Below are 19668 nucleotides of genomic sequence, written 5' to 3' on the forward strand. Positions count from 1 at the left end.
CGGACCACTCCCGCTTAACGCGAGGGACTTAAGCGAACCACCTAACGGGACGACCTCGGGATGCCCCCCTCCGTCGCAGGAACGATAAGAGCCGAACAGTTCCGATCAGGCAACAAAAGACAGCCACGTTTGAGGCAAGTCCGCCGCTTTTGCAGGCGCTTGTTGCAAAATTACCACGACACAAAAACGTGAATTATGCAACTATCTCTTTGAAGTAACTAGTTTTTTCGAGAAGCGAACTCGACCAGCTGATTTCAAGCCTCCGGGGAGTGCCGAGCAAGCAACGGAGCGGTGGTCGCTGGATAACTCGCCCCCCTTGGTGAGAGAATCGGGGCAACGAACAAAACGACAAGCCCCGCTATGGGGGCATCGACACTAAGCGACACGGCCTCGCCGTCGATCACGAACGAGGTATTCCTGTACGCAGGGCCGCTTCCGTAATGAGCGGATATCGATCGCTCCAATCGAAACCGTTCCGGTGAACGATCGCCCCGCCAACGCCCGGGTGCCAACCAAGCCCGGCTACTCACGCTCCGCGCACACCTTCCCCTGATTTGCGACGCTCGTGGGCGGCTTCGCGGCTTAGTGCTTGCACGCTTTTCCAGCTTACGGTCCTATCCAAAACCGCCCACGACCGATCCTGCCTGCCCGCTAATCGCCACCTACAGCGTCTCACCACGGTCTGAGCCCAAGCTCTTGGGCCATTTGCTCAACCGGCGAGACCGCGCTTCAATGACGGCATGCCCGCCCTCCCCTCACCCCGAACGATCCGATTGCTGGCACGTTTACTACGGTGACGTGCAGGTCGGCACGATCGGCAAGCGCGCCGGCGCGCCCAACAACGTCGATCAGTGGGGCTGGACTTGCGGCTTCCACCCAGCGACCCAGCGCGGCGTTTTCGCCAGCGGGACAGCCGTAGATTTTGAAACAGCCCGGTTGGCGTTCGAGCGCGCGTGGCAGACCATCCAGCCAAGCTGTACAGAAGCGGATTTTGCCCAGCTACCGCCGGCAGCACGCCTGGAACCGGTGGAAACAGAAAATGTGGGAAACCGGGTCCAAATTACCGACGCAGTCTGCGGACGGCCTGGCCATGGCATCACCTTCGACTGGAAGGGGCTGGCGCAAGTCCCGTCATAGGCCGGAGAGGCCGGAGAATATCTTCTGCTGTTCAAACTCGCTGGTCCACGCCGAGTTGACCGATGTCCGTTTTGCGCCGTCGGAAAGCTGGACTGGCGCCGCAGCGAGCACCTCACAGCAAACGAAGAAGGCCCCGTGGGGACGGGGCCTTTAGACGCACAAAAACTGCTCTCGTCTTACTTCTTCCCTTTGGGCGCGGGCGCGGCCGCGATGGGCGCACTGGCGCCTGCGTTGGGCGGAGTGGCGCCTGCTTTGCTGGTATCAGCGCCTGCCATAGGGCTTGGTTTCTTGGCTTTTGGATCAACCGCGATGGGCGCACTGGCGCCTGCGTTAGGCGGAGTGGCGCCTGTTTTGCTGGTGTCTTTCCCCATCATTGGCCCGGTCGGCGTCCCGGTCTGAGCCAACGCCAGTGACGATCCAAAGGCGAAAAACGAAACTACTGCCGCCGTAACTAATCTCTTCATGTACGTCTCCCGGTTAAAAACCAACAAACCTGCACAGCACAGTTTGTTCCATGGCGGCCCAGCGGTCAAACTTGATTTCGCGGGGCCAACGGTCGCAGCACAACATCATCGCAACCGACACCAGACCAGGCCAAGGCTGACTGCCGGAGGGTTGAGAGGTACGCGCCCCGTTGCCTTTCGGCGCTTCCGCTCCTGAATTACAGCCCTTTCAGGAACAGGAGGCGTGACATGAAAAGCGCGAATGAAAAGGCGATCGGCAACCGATTGGATCGGCGTAGCCGCCGCTGTCGCGTCGGTGGCAACTTGCTTGAAGGTACCGCCGATCTGGGATGTGGACGAACTGAGCCCGGACAACTTACCCTTGGCCTGTTCGGCCGCGTCCCCGATCTGCTTGCCACCAGGCGACGCAGAGCTTAGTCCGGCAAACGCGCCCTTGGATTGGCCGGCCTTCTGATTAAGGTCGTCAATCGCCTTGCCGGTCTTACTGGCTTCGGTCGAAACCTCATTCAGCTTTGTCTTAGCTTCGTCTAGCGGCTTGCTATCGACTGCAAAACCCAGGGAGGCCACTGTGTCGTCACTCATCTTTGATTCCTAACTTCAGGTCCCGATTACCCCTGGGAAATGCGATTATCAGCGGCAATGCCGTGTTCTGCGCCGGTACATCCGCGGTCGCAAAATCTGTCATGCCTAAGAGGACGCCGGGACCGATGGAGGGTCAGTCCCGGCGTCTTGCGCCAAAGAGGTGATGCAGAGGTCACCTCGTCGCAACGTGGTCAGGCCGCAGCCTCGAAGGCGAACACGTTTCCATCAGCCCGCGCCTTTGCGATTGCGCGATTTGCGATGGCCGACAGCTCAACTTTAAGACCGGAGACAAGCGCGCCCTGGTCGCCGAGCAGGTCGAGCTTGTGCTGGTGACGCTGAAGAGCATGCTCGACGGCGGCGGCGAATGCGCCGACAGCGCGCGGGTCATGGTTACGATGATTTAGCACGGCCTGCATGATGTCGGCCTTCAGGTGTTCGGTTGCCTGCTTGGCCTGCTGACCCGCGGGGGGAAAATACGCCGGCGCCTCTTCGTGGATCGTATTCATGTTGAATCCTTTCTGTTGCGGCTACGCCGCTTCCTCGGTTTTGATGCCCCGCGCCGCGGCGTAGGCTTCATAGTTTTCGTAGAAAATGCCGGTCTCTAGTTCCTGCGGCGTCGGCTTGCGGCCGATGTTCCGCTCAAGATCGACAACGTGGATTTCGTCGCCGGACTTGCGCAGCCAAGCGGCTGCAACTGGTTTTTCGAAAGGCGCTGCCGCCTCATCGAACTTCCTACGGTCGCCGGCGGCTGCCTCGATCTGGAGCAGCTCGCGACTTTGCTCGACCGATGCCTCGGCGCGCTTAATCGCGTCCTCAACGTCGCCAAGGTCGTCGATTTCGGTGCCGAACTGCGCGCGCATGCGACGATCGATTATTCTCTCGCGCTGCGTTGGCGACACGACGCCCATTTCCGGCGGAGCCTCGATGATCGCCATTGCGATATTGGGGTCGAGATTGGCGCCCTGACTCGCCAGGAACTCGGCCTGCTTGGAGGCATCCATACGGCCGAGCCAATCGCGGATCTCGCGGCGGAGCATTGCGCCGACAAGGTCGCCCTTGTCCGCGGTCGGCGGTTTCAGGTTTGCGCGACGGGCTGCCAAATCCTGCTTGGCACGTTCGAGCGCGTTGCGGCTTTGCTTGAGAATCGGAGCCAATTCTTTTGCCGCGTAATCCAGAAGCTGCTCACGCCGGCCTTCGGGAGTGAACCTGATATCCTTTGTCAGGCTGTCGCGCTTGGCATCGAACTTATCGACAGCCTCCAAGCCAGAGAGATATACGGCCTGCAGTCGCTCTAGCGTGGTCCCCGGTTTTGCTTCCCAATTCCAAAGCCCAACAACGCGGGCGCTGGGCTGATCTCCAAGAAGACCCTTCCGGATGGTCATTCTACCGACAGATTTTCCTTGCGACATTGGTTTGTTCCTATTTCCTGTTTGTTGAGGGAGTGCAGCTGCTGGAGCGGCTCATGGCGCGCTGGCGCAAAGCGGTCATTTCGATGTTTGTGTCGGCCGGTCTCTCACCGGGACCGAGTCCGTACGTAGCCAGCCTGAAAATCCCAAATTGTGCGACGGGGACCGGTGGCTTGACCATTAGCTCAGATAGGGCCCACACCAGTGCATCAGCCCGATCCGGCGAACCGTCGCCGCCGTATCCATCGCCTGTCATTGCACAAAGCTGATCTTCCAGATCCGGAAAGTCGGCGGCGTGGCGAACGCGCCCCTGCTCGTAAAGAGCGGCCACCGGCTCAGCACGAGCAATCTTGCCGCGACTAGCAGTCACATCGCGATAGGCGACACCCGGATCGACTGTTCGAATGACGTGCTCAACCATCGCTCCGCCGAAGTTGCGTTCAGCAATGATGCGATCGGCCTTAAACTCCCGATAAGCTTTTACCGCCACCTTGCCCCAGCCGTCCGGGGACAGCTTGCAGGTTCGGTCAGCCAGGATGTAGCCAAGCTTATCAACGCCAATACCGGCCACGACTATTCCGATAGAGTCGCCGCCATCGGACTGCCCGCGCGTTCCTGAGGGGTCAATTGCCACAACAACGCGCCTTAAATCAGGAACAGGCCCCTTGAACCTGGCGCGCTCAATCATGTCGCGGGTCCAAAGCGCTCCCTGAATATCCACCAGCAGTTCAGCATTCAGTTCTTGGCGGCCCAATCGCGTACCCTCATACCGGGCGCGAATGGCATCGAGGAACGGCTTGGCAAGGTTGGCTTCGTTCTCAAACGTAGACCCGCGGGTGACAACGACATCTCGCCCCTCGCGATCGAGCAGTTCCTTGATGAGTTTGAGTGGTCGCGGTGTCGTGGTCGCGATCCACCGCGGACGCCTACCCAAGCGCAGTCCGAATTGAAGCATCGACCAAGCAGCAAGGGGGTCGTTCCAGGCGGCAAGCTCGTCGGCCCATGCCAAATCAAACTGTGGACCGCGTAATCGGTCGGCCTCTTCGCTCGAAAACGTGTGAGCTACGGCGCCATTGGGCCAGGTGAGCTTGCGCTTCGATGGTTCATAGACCGGGCGGCACCAATCCGAAGATATCGAGAGGATACCCGACTCCCCCTCAACCATCGTATCTCTGGCGTCGGCTGCGGTCGGGGCGATCATGGCAACACGGCGCGCCCTGCCCGCCTCTACCTCTTCCTTGACCCATTCGGCGCCGGTGCGGGTCTTGCCGAAGCCTCGGCCGGCCATAACGAGCCAGCCGTTCCAGTCACCGTCGGGTGGCAACTGCGACGGACGCGCCTTCGCTCGCCAGCCACCATCGGCCAGCGTGTCCGCTAGGATTGATGCGAGGGAACTACGCAGCGACATGCTCGATCACCTTCGCAGGGAGAGTCATGGGCGCGTTTTCGTCGTCTAGGTCACGCAAAGCAGCCACCACCGACGCACGCGCATCAGGGAACGGCGCAAGGGCGCGCAGCATGGTCGCCTGCATCCGCATGAAAGCCGGGTGCTCGGCAAGGACGGTTAGATTGTTCGTGATGTTGACGGACTGGGCCATAGACCCCAGCTCGCCAGTAACGCGGGCGATCGTCTCCAGGGTTGCCGTCAGTCGGCCGGCCACATAGGCAACACCGCGGCCATCGCCGGCCTCGTTCATCGCCGCAAGCTGGCCCGTCAGCACCGTCCGGATCATCCGCAGATGGTCCAGGACGCTGTCACCTTCAGCAGCCGCCTTCTCGCCAAGCTTGGCAAGCTGAGCCGGACCGCAAAGATAGCTGGCCTTCATCTCCGGGCTAACGTGATTGGTCCAGTGCCGCCAGATCGCGTCACGATCGACGCTGAACTTATCCGCGAGGGCATCCAGGCTAGCCCCGCCGGCACGCAATAGCTCGATCCGCCAACGCTCGTCGTGGCGGCAGACCTGGCAGCGAGGGGAATTAGAGCGGCTCATGGTGCGTTGCTTCCGTACATCCGGGAAGCCCGCTGCCTTTCGGCCCATGAGCACATCGAGCGAACTCGATGCAGCAAATATACGCGACAGAATGTAGTAATTCAAACGCCGCGATTACCAACGGCTACAGTGCACGCAACACCGACGCAACACGCTCTGCAAGGCATTGATGTAACGCAGCGAATTCGTGACGCACGGATACGGAATCCGATGTTCAATGAATTAGTTGCCGTCGCAACGATTGTGGAGAAGCGTCGCGAGGGTGATTGGGTTGGCGATTGATCCCTTTGCATGGTTCGACAGTTCGGTTCGGGTTCGGTTCGGGTTCGGGTTTCATGGTTCGGAGTTCGGTACGGTTCGGCTCTCTATAGAGCCGTAACCTACGAACTACCCGAACTCGAACTTCCCTGGAGGAACCGGTGCCTCCACACCGCGTTGCGTCTGAAGCAGGGAATGGAGGACGAAACGATGGGACGAGGACTTTTGCTTTGGATGGTGGGCGTGCCAATCCCGGTGATCATTCTGTTGTGGTTGTTCTTCGGCCGCTGATTGACCGTCACTGGTGACATACGTGCCACCTCTCACCGTAATTTCTGACGAGCTTCTTCGACTGGAGCGTGTTGCGTATGTCGGTCAGGTCGGCTTTCCGTTTTAGCCCGATGCCGGCTTCCTTAGCTTGTGCGTTCCAGTCCTCCAGCGTCAGACCCACCGAGCCCGCGCCGTGCAGGATGGCAAAGACGGTCTTCTGGTTGGGCTTCAGTTCCGGCTCCCGACCTTTCGTTGCAACTTGCAATGAAAGGGTCTCACCGCTCACCACGTTGACCGTGATCGGGTCGCCGTCGTCGTCGGTGCCGAACTCAAACACCTCCGACTTGAACGAAAACAAGGGACCTTCAGGGGCATCGTTCGCATGGGTTACCGTCGCGGTGCGAATCTCTCCGACACTGGAAAGCATCACCATCACGTCAGCGTCGCCAAGGATTGCGTTTGATCCTCGCGCGCCGCGGTTCTCGTCTTTACCTGTGTGCCCGATCAGGGCAACGTGAGCGTCGGTCGCGTTCTTAAGACGCTGCACGTTAGCGAACACCGCACCCTGGTCCTTGGCGCTGTTCTCGTCACCACCGGCCGCGGCAATCAGCTTGGCGAACGTGTCGAAGATCACAAGGCCGATCGAGGCGCCCAAGGCATGCTCCGCCTCTTTGACCGTTTCGGCGACACGCCTGTAGGCGTCGGGTTTTGTCATATCGATCGTCTCTTTGCAGACGACGATCGGTAAGTCCGGCAACTGCTGGATCTGACGGTGAGCCATCATTCGCCGCTCTACGAGGTCGGCGCGTTCCAGCGCAAAATAGACAACACCCGCAGCTTCCTTACTGCGGTGCCCGTGCCAGTCGAGCCCGGCACCGACACAGATTGCGGCCTGCGCCAGCAATGCTGATTTCATCGTCTTGGGTGGGGCAATCCACGCAGAAGATTCGCCCCTGGCAAAGATGCCCTTGATGAGCCACCGCTTCGATACGGGAGCAATGGACATTTCGGCGAAGGTCTTGAAGGGGAAGCCCTGCCGCTTGAGTTCGATAATTTCTCCGGGAATGGGCCTGCTCATGCTGCCACCCTCCCCTTGACCTGATCCGGCCGAAGATCACGCAAGCTCTCGTCGGCATCGGCATTCAACAGGTCGTTAAAGTCCTTCAGGCCGTCCGGCGGAAAGCGCAGCACAACACGCCGGCCAAGCGCCATGTGAACCTCACTCGCGCGCTGAGCCGCCGCACGGCCTGAAGCGTCATTGTCGCCGAAGATGTGAACCTCCTGCACGATCTCGGGGAGATCGACCCGATGCAGCCGTTGACAGCCAAGTGATGCCCAAACCGGGATCTCCGCCATTGTCTGGGCTGAAAGTGCCGTTTCGACGCCTTCCGCGATTCCCATCACCTCGGCGGCAGCGGCGAACCTGACCGCACCGGCGCCAAGCGCGCCTGACGTGATCTTCGGGACGCTTACCGCTGCTTGCATCCCCTTCGGGGTCAGGATTGTCGTCTGTACGGCTACAACCTGCCCATCCGGCCGCTGCACTCCAGCAACCATTGCAGGCATGTCGTACCGATTGAGATGCATGACCCGACAAGAACGAAGCGACGGCGGCGGCGCCAAGGGAATACCGCGGCGCTCCAGATACTCGGCAACAATCGTTCCGACGACGGGCTTGGCATTCCGCCAAATCTGCAACGCTTCCGCGTCGGGCTCATGTTCTCGCTCAACCGCGCGCAAGACAGGCTTGGCGCGATCGTGCCGGATTTCATCATCGACAAGACCAAGGTTCCTGAGGGCGCCGAGAATGTCGATGAATTCGCAGCCGGCGAAACAACGCAGCAACAGCCGGCCGTCATCACCATCATTGACTGACAGCGACGGCGAGCGATCACCCCTGCCCTTGCCATGGTTCGGGCATGGACAGCGAACCAGCCATCCGTTGCCATTGCGGCGACCCTTGAGCCCAATTCCGATTTGATCGGCGCTCATGCGTCACCCCCGGTCGGGTAGACCATGACGCGCTCAATGCGGAGTTTGTTCTTGTCAGCCGCTGATGCGATCTCAGCTGCAAGCTTCAGCGGCAGAACCACAAGCGGCTCGCTGCGGTTGGCGCGAACGATCAGGATGTCGCGATCGATCAGCCAATTGTAAAGCTGGCGGAAGCCGTTTGCACGGACCTTCACCTCGACGACACGGTCCACCTCAAGGATAGGCACGGTAAGGTCGCCGAGATATGACCCGCCGGCTGATCCTGACAACGGCACGCGTTCGGCGGCGAAGCCTTGGTCTTGCAGGTAGCGAACGATTGCGCGCTCTTCCCTGTTTCCCCTTTGGCGGGGCGCCTTCCCACCGCTCATGGTCCAACCTTCCAGTTGGACAGGATCGTTTGTAGGGACTCCAGTTCGGCCGCATTGACAGTTTCGCAGCGATCCCAAGCTACCGGCTCTATAAAGTTCTTGATCCATTCTTCGGTGCTTTCGCGCAAGTCGCGCGGGTCCATCGCGTCAATTTCCCAGCAATGCGCGCCGTGATGCTTGATGAACCAGGGATAGCGCGGATCCTTGCGCTTACTGGAAGCCGGGAAAGACGGCAGGCCTATTGTCTGGTTTGGCGTTAGCGCAATGCGTCTGAGCTTGACGTGATCGCCGCCGTACTCGACGAGCCGTTGCGGCAGGTCGCACTCCGACATAAACATGCCGCTCGGGTCGAGGTCGCCGACGTAGAGCACGATCAGGTTGCGCCCGTCGCCGCCGACGGCAACGTCATTAACCGCGGTCGCGCTGGTAAATCCATGCATGACCCTGAACCCGACTGCGTAGTGGTCGAGGACGGGCTTCAAGACGCCGCGGATGGTGCCCTTCTCTGACCAGATCTCCACCCGGCAGGCTTGCTGGTCCCAGAAGTCGCGGCGATACGATCTCGCCACGGACCGCGCGTACTGCTCCGGGTCGCTCCAGGTCGAGACCCGTTCTAGTTCGCGGGTTTCGTCAACAATCCATGACCACGGGATGTCACCATTCTCTCGCGCGATACGCAGCAGGCGATAGACCTTCTGCATTTCGTTGACTGACATCGACGCAATCAGCCCGCGGGTGAACAGCTTGTAGCCGATGCCGCGGCCGGTTATCGGCTGAGCGGCCTTAGCGATGGCATACATCTCGGAAATCAAGTCGAGCGAGGCCTTCGCCATGCCGCGGCCGGGCTTTTTCATTCCTGTTTGAATTTGCTCGGTCATAGCCGGGCCTCGCATTCACACAAACCGGCAATGACGCCGGCAATGGCGCCAAGACCAATCACGACGGCCCGAGGGGTCGGCTTCCAGCCTTCGTGCGTGAGTTCGAAGATCCGAATCTCCGCCTTGACGGCGCCGCCGTAGTCCTTGAGACTGATGCGAAATTCTTCGCGGTTACTCTTGGAGACGCGAGCTATCAAGCGTTGCGCCGTGCCGCAGTTTCCCTTATATTCGCAATCGACCCGCTGCCCAGCTTGGTCAATTTCGCGAACCCGGTGCGCATCATTTGCGGCCGGGTTTTGCTTTGTGAGGCCCATGTTTCAACCGGCCCTCGTGAGCTTTGCATAGTGATCACGCAGAGCGCGCTTCGAGGCTACCCACTGATTGCCCTCCTTCCCGCCAGGCAGAGAGCCTGTGGCAAGCTTATGGTTGGTCGCGCGGGGATCTTCCTTGATGTAAATCGCGATGGTTTTCACACCGCGCAGGATATCGTCGCCGATGCAGTCGCCTTCCAAATCGATCATTTTGCCTCCTAAGGGTTAAGATGATTTTCATCCTTAGACCAGAATTTCGTCCTTGACAAGGATTAAAATGATCTTCATTCTCAAATCCGTTCAGTGGCTACGGCGGAGTGCAAATGTCTACAGTCTCGCGGGATGTCTTTTCGGTCTCGGATGTCGCTGAGAGGATTAAGCGGCCCAACGAAGAACTCAGACAGGCGATCACCAGGGTCCGCAATTGGACCAAGGAAGGCCTCTTGAGTCCCTCCGGAGAGGCCAATCCGGGGACAGGCAGGGCGCGGGAATATTCAACAGGGGCAATGGTAGACGCCCTGCTCATCGAGACATTCGTGCAATGCTTCGGGTCGGCCGCCGTATCGGTACCGAAATACTTGAAGAAAGTTCGTCACTTTATTCTAGATGCAGCCGACGTAAGGCAGATTGATCATTTGCTTTTGATCGGAAGAACGGCGGGTCGAGAGGATTTCCACGTAGCAAGCCATTCCCCATCCAAGCTTGGTGCCGCCATCAAGTCGGGTGGATGGGAGACTTACATGGTGCTGGATATCAGCGTTTTGAGGAAAAAACTTTTCGGACCTATCGCCATCACCGTTAGGGGGAACTAGGTTCATGGCCACCGTACGCAAACGCAAGCTCCCGTCTGGCCTCGTCCGCTGGCAGGCCTCCTACGTCGATGGCGCCGGGAAGCGCCGGGCCAAGCTATTCGAGCGCAAGAGCGACGGCGAGGCATGGCTAGTTGAGACAAGTCACGACCTGAAGCGCGGGCTTCACACGCCCGCTGGCGTTTCCCCAACCGTCAAAGAGGCTGGCGCCCTCTGGATCAAACGCTGCAATGAGAAGGGCCTGGAACGGTCCACGGTGCGGGGATACGAGGAGCATACCGACCTGCACATATACCCGATGATCGGCGCCAAGAAGCTGTCCGAGATGACTGCGCCTGCCGTCAATGCCTTCGCCGATCGCCTCCGCGAAGAGGGCCGATCGCAGGAAATGGTCCGCCGCGTCGTGCGGTCGCTCGGGGCGATTTTTCGCGAGGCTCGGCGCCGGGGCCTCTGTGCGGTCGATCCTACCGCGGGGCTGGATCTCAATCTCTCGACCCGAGACGACCCCCGGCCAGTCATCCCGGCGAAGGCCGAGCTTCAGGCCATTATCTCAAACGCCGCCGGCCGCTGGCGCCCGCTAATCCTCACCGCAGTATTCTGCGGGCTGCGCGGCAGTGAGCTGCGGGGCCTTCGTTGGGCCGATGTCGATTTTGAAGACCGCCAAATCAGCGTCACCCAGCGGGCAGACGCCTTCCATAAGATCGGCCGCCTCAAGTCAAAGGCTGGATACCGGTCGATCCCCTGCCCGCCCATGGTCATCAATGCCCTACGGGAGTGGAAGCTGGTCTGCCCCATGGGCGACCTAGGCCTGGTCTTCCCGACCGGCAGCGGCAACGTCGAGTCGCACTCGAACATCGTTCAGCGTGGTTTTGACCCCATACAGATAACTGCCGGCGTGGTGCAACTGCGGGAAGCTAAGGGTGCAAAGGGCCAGCCGGTAACGGTGCCGGTCGCCAAGTATGGCCTCCATGCCCTCCGGCACGCCTGCGCATCCCTTTGGATCGAGAACGGGATGAACCCCAAGCGCATCCAGACGCTCATGGGCCACAGCACTATCCAGATGACTTTCGACGTTTACGGCCACCTTTTCGCCGATAATGACGCAGATCAGAAGGCGGCTGAGGATATCCAGGTCAGGTTGCTCGGTTCCTGAGCGCAACACGGTTGCAACACGCGGGGGCTAAGCTATTGATATACCTAATGGCGCCTAGGATTTCGATTCCGAGGGTCGGGAGTTCGAATCTCTCCGAGTGCGCCATTTCGGCGCAAGGCCGGGCCGCCCACCACGCATTCGAGAGCGATTGATATGAGAAAGATGATCCTGGCGCTGGCGATCCTGTATCCGGCCGCGGCGTTTGCTCAGGGAACGGCCACGCCCGCCCCCGCGAACCCGGCCCCTCCTCCGACGGTTGGCGACAAACCGCTGGTGCAGGTCGGGTCGAAAAAACCTCCTGCCGAGAAGAAGTCGGCAAAGGCGGCGCCCGCCAAGCCCCTGTCCATCGCGCAGAAGCTGCAAGCCTGTCAGGATATCGACGACGCGACAAAGGAACGCCTGACCTGCTATGACGGCGTCTATGCGCCGCAGCCGAAACCCAAGCCGCCGGCCGCCAAGAGCGCCAGTGAATGCCGGTTCGTGAAGGAGGAAGACGAGCGGCTGACCTGCTTCAACCGTTTTGTCGACAAAATCCCGCAGTTGCCGCGGTAACCGTCAAAACCGCCCGGCCTGAGGGCGGCGCATGTCGCAAGCGGCGCATGAGACCCTTACCAGGTGTTGTTCCCGAATAAGCCAAAGCCAAAGTGCTGCTGCTGGGCAACGCGCACCGGCGACGGCTGAACCGAGCGAGCCTTGGCGACCTTGCGCTTGCGCGGAGCCTGCGGCTCAACCTTCTTGGCTTCGGCCGGTACGAACTGGGCAAAGGTGTCACGCACCCGAGCCTGGGCGTTGATGTCGGCAATCGGCGCAGCCGGAGCCGCCGCGACCTGGGTGGTCACAGCCGGCGGAACAATGGTGGGAAGGCTCATGTCATAAACCACGCGTTCCGGCGGTTTCTGGTCGGAACGGATCCGCACCACGGTCTTGTCGATCGAGCCTGTCGAATTGCTGGCCACGGCGACCTGTTGCGGGGCAAAGGCATCGAGCGCGAACAACAACGCGAGCAGCGCTGCGCCGACAAACAGGAAATAACGCGCTACGGGCATTGGCGTGGCTCCCCCCGCACCATTCGCGCGGTTCATTCGCCTAACTGGAGATATAGTGATTAGTTCCTGGGGCATCCCCAAGGTTCAACGGCGGCGATCACATTTTCGGGTTCGCAAGGTTGGGTTCGCAGCGCTAGGTTCGACTTGCCGTCACCAGCGCACATTTCGCCTTGTTTGCGTTAACATTGACGAAGCCGACCAGCACACTTGAATAGTGCTTCCGGCTCCTGGTGTTCACGGTGTCCGGGATCACCCGCCGCCGCTCGGTCAAATGGCTGCCGTCCCTGCGGGTAAAGGCACAGGCAATTTCGACATCCTTCACCGGATAATCATTGGCGTTACGCAGCGTGAAGGTAACGAGCGCCTTCGAGCCGAGGCCGCCCCTTCGCCATGATTGCGAGGAAATCCTCAAACCCTCGATCGGCGACTTCGATTCCGGCGCAGTCGACAACGGTGCGGTCACCGCGGCGGGCGTCGCCATCTGGTCCGGATTTGCCAAGGAACTCGCGGCGGGAGCCGCCCCATCTTCGACCAGGGATGCAATCTGCGCGTAAATGGTAGGGGAAGGTTCTCCTGCGGCGTGGCCCTCGGCGTCGCTCGGTCCGGGAAGCATCATCCATATCGTGCATCCCGCGATGGCGATGGCCGGCAAAACGAGCAGTCGCGCTTGCGGGGCTCCGAACGACCGTCCAGCGATCATCATGGCCATGCCCTCACCCGGCGGCGATATCGGTCGCCGCAGCCGCACATGAAAAAGGCCCCACGGGCGTTACACCGTACGGCCTCTCACACGACTGCCGCTGTACGGTTCCGCCGCTAGCTCAATAATCACCCACGGCCCGAATGGTTGCACGCATGCTCGACAATTCTGCGGTGCCAGGCGCACGACAGGGGATGGAATTGCGGACGGCCGGCCGCTAGATTGGCGGCGCTGCAATACTAGCCGCGAAGACGCTTGGGGGAGACGAATATGCCGACAGTAACTTGGGACCATGTCCATTTGCGCAGTCCCGATCCGGAAGCGACCGCAGCCTGGCTTGCCGACATTCTGGGCGGCGAGATCGTCCGCGGACCAGGCAGGATCGACGTCAAGCTCGGCGGCGCCAACGTGTTCATCGCCCCTGTTGCGGCCGGAGACGGCGTCAACACGCCGCCGGTGACGCCGTATCAAGGCCTCGATCATTTCGGGCTGACGGTAAAGGACATCGACGCCGTCGCCGCCGAGATCAAGGCCAAGGGCGTCGAGTTTACCAAGCCACCGACCACGATCCGGCCCGGCGTACGCATCTGCTTCATCCGCGGACCGCAGGGCATTTCCATCGAGCTCCTGGAGCGCGACCAGAAATACGCGTGATCCACCGCGCTACGTCATTGATCCCGGCATAAAGCAGCGGATGGTCAATCCGGCGTAGCCACGAATTGGCCATACCATGGTTCGGCCGACGCGGTTGGGTTCCGTAATCATCGCGTCTTCGGGCACATCGAACCATTCGCCCTCGATGCGCACGCGGTAACGGCCGTTGCTCGATTCCCAATCGACATCGCTGACTGCGCTGCCGTCGGCATCGGAGCAACACGGCCCCTTCCCGCTTCTCAGGGAGTCGAACCATTCCTTGAGCGGCGAATGGGCGTAACGGCCGTCCAGATCGCGCGTATGCCCGACCTGCGCGGCAATCGCCCACAGCGCCACGACACCCGATCTCAGCAGTGTCTTTCGCCAGCCCCCATGGCGGTTGCCCGAAGTTCCGCGGTTGTCATTCTCGGTGTTAAGACGCGGCGCATGGCCGCCGGAATTGATCCAGTTGCTCACCTGTCTGTTGCTCCAACACCCACCGGCCGGTGCGCAACAGGCGATGCATTTCGCGGGCCAACCTGATTCGGAACCCGCCGCCAGTCATCCTCGTGTCATGGCGGCGTTGGGCTCGCGCCGGTATATTTGCGGCCGGTATTTTGCGGCCTGCCACGTTGACGCCGCGGGTTCCGCTTTGGCATAAAAGATAACCGGGTTCCGTGGGCGCGGAGGCCGGGATTGGGACGTCATGAAGAACGGTCTGTATTCGATCCACGTCAGCCTGCTGGACGGGCGATCCGGCAAGGGCAGCGGTGTGATTCTGTTCCGGGATGGCCAGATCCTCGGCGGCGATGCCTATCTGTTTTACACCGGCAGCTACACCGTGAAGGGCGATACCTTCAAGGGCGAGGTGCTGGTGCAGCGTCACACGTCGAGCCCCGATGCCAATCCGTTGTTCGGCGGGCCGGCCCCCGTCGGCATTGGCGTATCCGGTACCTTCACCGATACGCGCGGAACCATGAACGGGACGGCGCTGGTCGGCAAAGCCAGTCAGATTTTCGGCGCCACGCTGCGCAAGCTGGCCGATACCAACTAGGCTAACCGCCGCTCATCGGTAGAATATCACACCCTCCTGCGCGGTGCGGCTGTTGCAGCATCGCCGGTGTTGGGCGTGCCGGTGGGCTCGATCAACAGTAGATGGACCTCTTCCCTCGCAACGGGCCGATGCTCGACGCCCTTGGGCACCACATACATCTGCCCCGACCCGAGCGTGATCGTTCGATCGCGCAGCTGAATATCCAGCACGCCCTTCAGCACGAGAAAGAAATCATCCGTGTCATCGTGCTTGTGCCAGACGAATTCACCTTTCACTTTCACAACCATGACGTCGCAATTGTTGAACTGCGTAACCGTGCGTGGCGACCAGTGCTCGGAGAATGTGGACAGCTTCTCCGACAAATCAATTCCATTGCTCATCGATGGTACCTGATTGCTATTCTGCCGCCATTTCGAGCGGCGCGATGCGCGGCAGGATCATCTGGATCCGCGTGCCGCCTCCCGGCTCCGAATCAAGGTCGAGCCGCCCGCCTAACCGGTTGGTCACGATGCTGTAGACGATGTGCAGGCCAAGCCCGGTGCCGCCCTGGTCGCGCCGTGTCGTGAAGAACGGATCGAACGCGCGGCGACGAACGTCGAGGGTCATGCCGCATCCATTGTCGGAAAACAGAACCTCGACATTGTCCTTGCCTGACTCGCGCACCTGGATATCGACCGTGCCCGGCTTGCCGTCAGGGAACGCGTGCGCCACCGAATTGAGAAACAGATTGGTCAGCACCTGTCCGTAGGGCCCGGGATAGCTGTTCATCGTCAGGTTAGGCTGGCAATCGACATTGAGTGTCAGATTGTGTTTGCGAAGGCCCGGCCGCAAGCTCATCACCACCTGCTCGGTGAGATCGCCAAGATCGAAGCTGCGCTGGTCGGAATAGTTGCGGTCGGCGGCGACCTGCTTGAACGACTGAATCAGTTCGGCGGCGCGATTCAGATTGGCGACGAGTTGCGATGACGCGTCGCGACTGGTTTCGAGAAAATCGGTCAAACTGGAACGCCGCAGCTCGCCACGCGCCACCTCGGCGGTGAAATTCGCCGCCTTGCGCTCCAGCGCGGAGGCGACCGTGAGACTAATGCCAACGGGATTGTTGACCTCGTGCGCGACGCCCGCCACCAGCCGCCCGAGGGCTGCGAGTTTTTCGGCTTCAATCAGCGAATTCTGCGTTTCCCGCAAATTTCGCAGCGCGCCTTCCGCGGCGTCCTTGGCCTTGCGCATCTCGAGTTCGACGCGCTTGCGCTCGCCGATGTCGAGCGCGACCGTGACGATGTTCTCGATCTCGCCCGACGCGTCCAGTAGCGGCAGCTTGTTGACCAGCCATTGCCGCATATTGCCGGTGGAATCCTTGTACTCTTCCTCATAGAAGCCGAGTTCGCTGCCGCCGGCCAACACCCGCTTGTCCGGCTCATCGGTCTTCGCCGCGCCATAGCGTGACATCAGGTCGGCCGTGGTGCGACCGATGGCTTCCCCAGGCTCGATGCCAAAAATACCGGCCATGTAGCGGTTCATCAGGAGATAGCGGAGCTGCTTGTCCTTGACGTTGATCACCGCGGGCACGGTATCGATCACCTGCTGCAGCAAACGGCGGCCTTCGGCGATCGCGTCCTCGGCCCGTTTTTGGTCGGTGATGTCGCGGACCGTTCCCTCGTAACGGACCAGTTCGCCATCCTCGTTGCGCACGGCGCTGGCGCTGTCCGAGAGCCAGAGCACCGTCCCGTCGCGCGCGCGAACCTGGTATTCGTACTCGCGTACCATGCCGTCGCGTTCCATCAGCCGTTCATATTCAACCCGCGCCTGCGGATCGACATAGACGGATTCGGAGACGTCGCCGAGGCCGTTGATCAGATCCTGCGGCGTGGCGTAACCCATCATCCGCGCCAGCGCCGGGTTGGCGTTGAGCAGTGCGCCTCCGGGCGTGGTTACGTAGATTCCGTCCACCGACGCCTCGAACAATTTTCGATAGCTTTCCTCGGCGAGACGCTGTTCGGCCAGCGCGCGTACCGCCGCCTCGCGCGCCGCGTCGGCATCGACCAGCGTCTGGCGAAACACTTCGGCGGCTCGCGCGATATCGCCGATTTCGTTGTCGACATCGGTCTGCGGGATCGAGGTGCTCTTTTCGCCGCCGGCCACCTTGCGGATCGAGGTTGCGATCGTCGCGAGCGGACGCACCGTGCGCCTGACCACCAGCAGCGAGGCGAACAGCCCGATCAGGACACCGGCGGTGCCGAGCACGATGCTCTGCCATTTTGCTTCCGTCAGCGTCCGGGCGAAATCGCGGGACAACACATGGCCGCGACGCGCGCTGACCTCGCGCAACAATTCGGTGACGCGCTGGATCAGGCGGCCCTCCGCGCCCAAGACCTCCTTGTCGATGTCGGATATCTGCCGCTCGCGGGTCGAGATGTTGATAATCGCGAGGGCATAATCATCGACGGCCGCGCGAAGCTTCGGCTCCGCCATCGTCATCGAGCGCATGCTTTGCGCCGCCAGTTCGGCGGCGGACGGATTTCGCGCCAGCAAAGCCGAGGTAATCTGGCTTTGGGTCTGAAACAGGGCCGACGCGATCAGTGGATCGGGGGTGTCGGCGATCGCGGCATCGAATTTCTCGCGCAGCGGCGGTAGCCCGACAATCAGCTCCGCGCGGCGGTTGATCAGGGCGGAAATACGTTCGATGCCGCTGCGGTAGGTCGACAGGCGCTCGGTGACGCCGTCGATCATGTCCTGCTGTTCGGGAGCAAGCTCCAGCCGGGTTTTCTTCAGGACCTCGCCGAGCGAGGTCGCCGCCTCGCCGACCTGGACCGATTGGGTGCCGGGGTCGGTGACGAAATCCCGGGCCGCCAGACGCAACTCGTTCATGCGCCGGTCGATATCCTCGGCGAGGTCGCCGACGCTTTGCAGCCGCTGCAGCTCGCCGAAGGTCGCATCGATGTGGCGGATGGCTATGACGCTGGCGGTGGAGGTGATGATAATCACCGCCAGCACCAGCATGAAACTGCCGAATGTCAGCTGGCCGATCGACAACGAGAACGATCGCGTCATTGGCGAATTCGGCGGCAATTCAGAGGTCATGTTATTGAGGCCGGGCTCCTATCGGCCGCAATATACGACGTTATTCGGGTCGTGGGGAACATGCTGAAATAGCTCGCGAAGCCGGCCAGACCGGCCGGGCGGTGATCCGATCCAGGCCTCCCCGGGGGTCACGCCGGCGTCACACTCCCCGGTCCTGGCTGCTCCAATACGGGATTCCAGCCGCGGCGGGGGCTTTGGCCAGTGCGGCAAAATGGCCAGATCTCGAGCCTCGGTCGGCGTGATGCCGGCCTCCTTTGACCTCCTTGGCCCCTCCCTTAACCCTCCACGGGCCGCAAGGCTTTCAGCAGGTCGGACGGCATCATGCCGAACATGTCCCGAAAGGCGCTGCTGAAATGCGCCGAACTGGCAAAGCCGGCGGCGTGGGCGGCTTCCGTCAACGATGAGCCCTCGCCGCAGGCGCGCACCGCAGCGCCCATCCGGATCCAGATCCGGTAGCGCCGGAGCGGCACGCCGGTCTCCGCCTTGAACAGATGCAGGAATCGCGACGCCGACAGGCCCGCATGTTCCGCCAACTCCGTCAGGCGGTGCGCCCGGTGCGGCTCGTCCCGCATCAGCCGCAGCGCCGCCGAAATCCGTGCGTTGGCTTTGGTGCCCGTGCCCACGCCCAGCAGTTCGCTGAGCGACAAACGTCCGTCGCGCGCCGCGATGCGGTTTTCGGCAAGGCCGGTCATGATCTCGATCACCGCGGATTCTTCCCGCAGTTCAAACGCCGCTCGCGCGCGCGTATCCGTCATTCGCGCCAGCAATGCCTTGAGGTCGCGTCCGAGCGGATCGACATAGAGGAACGCCATGCGCCCGCGCGCGATCCGCAGATGATGCAGGCTGTTGGGCAATATCAATACGCTACGGGTGGAACGATAGTCGGTCGCGGTGTCCGTGGGGTCGTCGGCCACTTCCAGCGCCGCATCGAGGCCGATGGCAAGTACGGCGGTCGCATTGCGGTGCGGCGTCAATCCGAAGGCCGGGCCGAGATAGAGCACGCGGGCGCCCCACCCCAACAATTTCGCCTCGCCGATTGCGCGCATAGCCAGTTTCTGAAAGCCCGGATGGTTCAGGCGAATTTAGGGTGCCGGACCGCAACAGGACCCAGCACGATGACAGATAAGCCTGATGAGACCGACAGCCAAGCCGCGATTGAGCGCAACCGAGAGGCCGTGACGCGCTACGCGCGCGCCTGGCTTGCCGGCGACCGCGCCGCGCTCGCGGCTTGCTACCATGAAGATTTCACGCTGCACTATTTCGGCAGCAATCCGCTCGCCGGCGACCACAGGGGCAAGATGGCCGCGCTTTCGATCCTGGCCGAGGTGACCCGCCGCACCAGCCGAAAATTGCTCGGCATCGTCGACATCATGGCCGGCCCCGAGCGCGGTGCGCTGCTGGTGCGCGAGCGCTTCGAGCGCGACGGCAAGGCTAAGGAATTCGAACGGCTGCTGGTCTATGCCGTGCGCGATGGGTTGCTGGGGGAATGCTGGGTCTGGGACCAGGACCAGGCGGCGGTCGACGCCTATCTCGCGTGA

The 19668-nt window shown here is 61.3% G+C and carries 25 protein-coding genes; 8 read left to right on the forward strand and 17 right to left on the reverse strand.

Features of this window, described 5'->3' with window-relative positions:
* Positions 1 to 732: 732 nt before the first annotated feature.
* Positions 733 to 1137 (forward strand): hypothetical protein, encoded by a 405-nt coding sequence (locus JQ611_RS39825; protein ID WP_212468648.1) that lies wholly within the window; start codon positions 733 to 735, stop codon positions 1135 to 1137.
* A gap of 569 nt (positions 1138 to 1706) precedes the next feature.
* Here JQ611_RS39825 and JQ611_RS39830 read toward each other — a convergent pair.
* The 7 genes from JQ611_RS39830 to JQ611_RS39860 form a co-directional block, all read right to left on the reverse strand.
* Positions 1707 to 2183: a hypothetical protein gene (locus JQ611_RS39830; protein ID WP_212468649.1), complete on the reverse strand. Its 477-nt coding sequence runs from the start codon at positions 2181 to 2183 to the stop codon at positions 1707 to 1709.
* 191 nt (positions 2184 to 2374) lie between these two features.
* Positions 2375 to 2689 (reverse strand): hypothetical protein, encoded by a 315-nt coding sequence (locus tag JQ611_RS39835; protein ID WP_212468650.1) that lies wholly within the window; start codon positions 2687 to 2689, stop codon positions 2375 to 2377.
* A gap of 21 nt (positions 2690 to 2710) precedes the next feature.
* Positions 2711 to 3565 (reverse strand): hypothetical protein, encoded by an 855-nt coding sequence (locus JQ611_RS39840; RefSeq protein WP_212468651.1) that lies wholly within the window; start codon positions 3563 to 3565, stop codon positions 2711 to 2713.
* Positions 3566 to 3602: 37 nt separating this feature from the next.
* Positions 3603 to 4997, reverse strand: a complete 1395-nt coding sequence (locus JQ611_RS39845) for a DNA-packaging protein (protein WP_212468652.1) — start codon at positions 4995 to 4997, stop codon at positions 3603 to 3605.
* The gene (locus JQ611_RS39850; RefSeq protein ID WP_212468653.1) at positions 4984 to 5685 is read right to left on the reverse strand and encodes a hypothetical protein; all 702 of its coding nucleotides are present in this window, start codon (positions 5683 to 5685) and stop codon (positions 4984 to 4986) included. The genes JQ611_RS39845 and JQ611_RS39850 overlap by 14 nt, the downstream gene beginning before the upstream one ends.
* Before the next feature lie 451 nt (positions 5686 to 6136).
* Positions 6137 to 7186: an AAA family ATPase gene (locus JQ611_RS39855; RefSeq protein WP_212468654.1), complete on the reverse strand. Its 1050-nt coding sequence runs from the start codon at positions 7184 to 7186 to the stop codon at positions 6137 to 6139.
* Positions 7183 to 7848 (reverse strand): toprim domain-containing protein, encoded by a 666-nt coding sequence (locus JQ611_RS39860; protein WP_212468655.1) that lies wholly within the window; start codon positions 7846 to 7848, stop codon positions 7183 to 7185. The genes JQ611_RS39855 and JQ611_RS39860 overlap by 4 nt, the downstream gene beginning before the upstream one ends.
* On the opposite strand from JQ611_RS39860, the gene JQ611_RS39865 reads away from it, so the two are divergent.
* Positions 7825 to 7983 (forward strand): hypothetical protein, encoded by a 159-nt coding sequence (locus JQ611_RS39865; RefSeq protein ID WP_212468656.1) that lies wholly within the window; start codon positions 7825 to 7827, stop codon positions 7981 to 7983. The two genes, JQ611_RS39860 and JQ611_RS39865, sit on opposite strands and share 24 nt — an antisense overlap.
* A 113-nt stretch (positions 7984 to 8096) precedes the next feature.
* Here JQ611_RS39865 and JQ611_RS42630 read toward each other — a convergent pair whose 3' ends face one another.
* Genes JQ611_RS42630 through JQ611_RS39885 form a run of 4 tightly spaced genes read right to left on the reverse strand, consistent with a single transcriptional unit; the run spans position 8097 to position 9867 of the window.
* Complete coding sequence (locus JQ611_RS42630; protein WP_312012396.1) at positions 8097 to 8576, reverse strand: hypothetical protein; 480 nt, start codon at positions 8574 to 8576, stop codon at positions 8097 to 8099.
* Positions 8465 to 9346: a hypothetical protein gene (locus JQ611_RS39875; RefSeq protein ID WP_212468658.1), complete on the reverse strand. Its 882-nt coding sequence runs from the start codon at positions 9344 to 9346 to the stop codon at positions 8465 to 8467. Before JQ611_RS39875 ends, JQ611_RS42630 begins: the two co-directional genes overlap by 112 nt.
* Complete coding sequence (locus JQ611_RS39880) at positions 9343 to 9660, reverse strand: hypothetical protein (protein ID WP_212468659.1); 318 nt, start codon at positions 9658 to 9660, stop codon at positions 9343 to 9345. The genes JQ611_RS39875 and JQ611_RS39880 overlap by 4 nt, the downstream gene beginning before the upstream one ends.
* Positions 9661 to 9663: 3 nt before the next feature.
* Positions 9664 to 9867: a hypothetical protein gene (locus JQ611_RS39885; RefSeq protein ID WP_212468660.1), complete on the reverse strand. Its 204-nt coding sequence runs from the start codon at positions 9865 to 9867 to the stop codon at positions 9664 to 9666.
* A gap of 113 nt (positions 9868 to 9980) precedes the next feature.
* On the opposite strand from JQ611_RS39885, the gene JQ611_RS39890 reads away from it, so the two are divergent.
* The 3 genes from JQ611_RS39890 (at position 9981) to JQ611_RS39900 (ending at position 12171) form a co-directional block, all read left to right on the forward strand.
* Complete coding sequence (locus JQ611_RS39890; RefSeq protein WP_212468661.1) at positions 9981 to 10469, forward strand: hypothetical protein; 489 nt, start codon at positions 9981 to 9983, stop codon at positions 10467 to 10469.
* Positions 10470 to 10473: 4 nt separating this feature from the next.
* A complete protein-coding gene (locus tag JQ611_RS39895) occupies positions 10474 to 11619 on the forward strand; it encodes a site-specific integrase (protein WP_212468662.1) in 1146 nt (381 codons plus the stop codon).
* 162 nt (positions 11620 to 11781) lie between these two features.
* Complete coding sequence (locus JQ611_RS39900; protein WP_409363289.1) at positions 11782 to 12171, forward strand: hypothetical protein; 390 nt, start codon at positions 11782 to 11784, stop codon at positions 12169 to 12171.
* A 56-nt stretch (positions 12172 to 12227) separates the two neighbouring features.
* Here the strand turns inward: JQ611_RS39900 and JQ611_RS39905 are convergent, their stop codons facing one another.
* Both JQ611_RS39905 and JQ611_RS39910 read right to left on the reverse strand, forming a co-directional pair.
* Entirely contained in the window at positions 12228 to 12701 is a 474-nt protein-coding gene (locus JQ611_RS39905) for a hypothetical protein (protein WP_249133835.1), read from the reverse strand.
* 97 nt (positions 12702 to 12798) lie between these two features.
* Positions 12799 to 13374, reverse strand: coding sequence for a hypothetical protein (locus JQ611_RS39910; RefSeq protein ID WP_212468663.1), 576 nt, complete (start codon positions 13372 to 13374; stop codon positions 12799 to 12801).
* A gap of 261 nt (positions 13375 to 13635) precedes the next feature.
* Between JQ611_RS39910 and JQ611_RS39915 the strand changes: the two genes are divergently transcribed.
* On the forward strand, positions 13636 to 14019 hold the full coding sequence (locus JQ611_RS39915) for a VOC family protein (protein ID WP_192733798.1): 384 nt from the start codon (positions 13636 to 13638) through the stop codon (positions 14017 to 14019).
* Positions 14020 to 14028: 9 nt separating this feature from the next.
* On the opposite strand, the gene JQ611_RS42900 is transcribed toward JQ611_RS39915, so the two are convergent.
* On the reverse strand, positions 14029 to 14475 hold the full coding sequence (locus JQ611_RS42900) for a hypothetical protein (protein ID WP_212468664.1): 447 nt from the start codon (positions 14473 to 14475) through the stop codon (positions 14029 to 14031).
* A 229-nt stretch (positions 14476 to 14704) separates the two neighbouring features.
* Between JQ611_RS42900 and JQ611_RS39925 the strand changes: the two genes are divergently transcribed.
* Complete coding sequence (locus JQ611_RS39925; protein ID WP_192733799.1) at positions 14705 to 15052, forward strand: GrlR family regulatory protein; 348 nt, start codon at positions 14705 to 14707, stop codon at positions 15050 to 15052.
* A 26-nt stretch (positions 15053 to 15078) separates the two neighbouring features.
* Here the strand turns inward: JQ611_RS39925 and JQ611_RS39930 are convergent, their stop codons facing one another.
* The 3 genes from JQ611_RS39930 to JQ611_RS39940 form a co-directional block, all read right to left on the reverse strand.
* The gene (locus JQ611_RS39930; protein ID WP_212388005.1) at positions 15079 to 15432 is read right to left on the reverse strand and encodes a cupin domain-containing protein; all 354 of its coding nucleotides are present in this window, start codon (positions 15430 to 15432) and stop codon (positions 15079 to 15081) included.
* A 16-nt stretch (positions 15433 to 15448) separates the two neighbouring features.
* Positions 15449 to 18130, reverse strand: a complete 2682-nt coding sequence (locus tag JQ611_RS39935; RefSeq protein ID WP_212468665.1) for a PAS domain S-box protein — start codon at positions 18128 to 18130, stop codon at positions 15449 to 15451.
* A gap of 275 nt (positions 18131 to 18405) precedes the next feature.
* On the reverse strand, positions 18406 to 19176 hold the full coding sequence (locus tag JQ611_RS39940) for an AraC family transcriptional regulator (RefSeq protein ID WP_212387993.1): 771 nt from the start codon (positions 19174 to 19176) through the stop codon (positions 18406 to 18408).
* Positions 19177 to 19245: 69 nt separating this feature from the next.
* Between JQ611_RS39940 and JQ611_RS39945 the strand changes: the two genes are divergently transcribed.
* Positions 19246 to 19668: a nuclear transport factor 2 family protein gene (locus JQ611_RS39945; protein WP_212468666.1), complete on the forward strand. Its 423-nt coding sequence runs from the start codon at positions 19246 to 19248 to the stop codon at positions 19666 to 19668.

The sequence above is a fragment of the Bradyrhizobium sp. AUGA SZCCT0182 genome, from assembly GCF_018130185.1.
Taxonomy (GTDB): domain Bacteria; phylum Pseudomonadota; class Alphaproteobacteria; order Rhizobiales; family Xanthobacteraceae; genus Bradyrhizobium.

Coding starts and splice junctions, on each gene's coding strand:
- JQ611_RS39825 (WP_212468648.1), top strand. CDS start 733: ATGACGGCATGCCCGCCCTCCCCTCACCCCGAACGATCCGATTGCTGG.
- JQ611_RS39830 (WP_212468649.1), bottom strand. CDS start 2,183: ATGAGTGACGACACAGTGGCCTCCCTGGGTTTTGCAGTCGATAGCAAG.
- JQ611_RS39835 (WP_212468650.1), bottom strand. CDS start 2,689: ATGAATACGATCCACGAAGAGGCGCCGGCGTATTTTCCCCCCGCGGGT.
- JQ611_RS39840 (WP_212468651.1), bottom strand. CDS start 3,565: ATGACCATCCGGAAGGGTCTTCTTGGAGATCAGCCCAGCGCCCGCGTT.
- JQ611_RS39845 (WP_212468652.1), bottom strand. CDS start 4,997: ATGTCGCTGCGTAGTTCCCTCGCATCAATCCTAGCGGACACGCTGGCC.
- JQ611_RS39855 (WP_212468654.1), bottom strand. CDS start 7,186: ATGAGCAGGCCCATTCCCGGAGAAATTATCGAACTCAAGCGGCAGGGC.
- JQ611_RS39865 (WP_212468656.1), top strand. CDS start 7,825: ATGTTCTCGCTCAACCGCGCGCAAGACAGGCTTGGCGCGATCGTGCCG.
- JQ611_RS42630 (WP_312012396.1), bottom strand. CDS start 8,576: ATGGATCAAGAACTTTATAGAGCCGGTAGCTTGGGATCGCTGCGAAAC.
- JQ611_RS39875 (WP_212468658.1), bottom strand. CDS start 9,346: ATGACCGAGCAAATTCAAACAGGAATGAAAAAGCCCGGCCGCGGCATG.
- JQ611_RS39880 (WP_212468659.1), bottom strand. CDS start 9,660: ATGGGCCTCACAAAGCAAAACCCGGCCGCAAATGATGCGCACCGGGTT.
- JQ611_RS39885 (WP_212468660.1), bottom strand. CDS start 9,867: ATGATCGATTTGGAAGGCGACTGCATCGGCGACGATATCCTGCGCGGT.
- JQ611_RS39890 (WP_212468661.1), top strand. CDS start 9,981: ATGTCTACAGTCTCGCGGGATGTCTTTTCGGTCTCGGATGTCGCTGAG.
- JQ611_RS39895 (WP_212468662.1), top strand. CDS start 10,474: ATGGCCACCGTACGCAAACGCAAGCTCCCGTCTGGCCTCGTCCGCTGG.
- JQ611_RS39900 (WP_409363289.1), top strand. CDS start 11,782: ATGATCCTGGCGCTGGCGATCCTGTATCCGGCCGCGGCGTTTGCTCAG.
- JQ611_RS39905 (WP_249133835.1), bottom strand. CDS start 12,701: ATGAACCGCGCGAATGGTGCGGGGGGAGCCACGCCAATGCCCGTAGCG.
- JQ611_RS39910 (WP_212468663.1), bottom strand. CDS start 13,374: ATGGCCATGATGATCGCTGGACGGTCGTTCGGAGCCCCGCAAGCGCGA.
- JQ611_RS39915 (WP_192733798.1), top strand. CDS start 13,636: ATGCCGACAGTAACTTGGGACCATGTCCATTTGCGCAGTCCCGATCCG.
- JQ611_RS39925 (WP_192733799.1), top strand. CDS start 14,705: ATGAAGAACGGTCTGTATTCGATCCACGTCAGCCTGCTGGACGGGCGA.
- JQ611_RS39930 (WP_212388005.1), bottom strand. CDS start 15,432: ATGAGCAATGGAATTGATTTGTCGGAGAAGCTGTCCACATTCTCCGAG.
- JQ611_RS39935 (WP_212468665.1), bottom strand. CDS start 18,130: ATGACCTCTGAATTGCCGCCGAATTCGCCAATGACGCGATCGTTCTCG.
- JQ611_RS39940 (WP_212387993.1), bottom strand. CDS start 19,176: ATGCGCGCAATCGGCGAGGCGAAATTGTTGGGGTGGGGCGCCCGCGTG.
- JQ611_RS39945 (WP_212468666.1), top strand. CDS start 19,246: ATGACAGATAAGCCTGATGAGACCGACAGCCAAGCCGCGATTGAGCGC.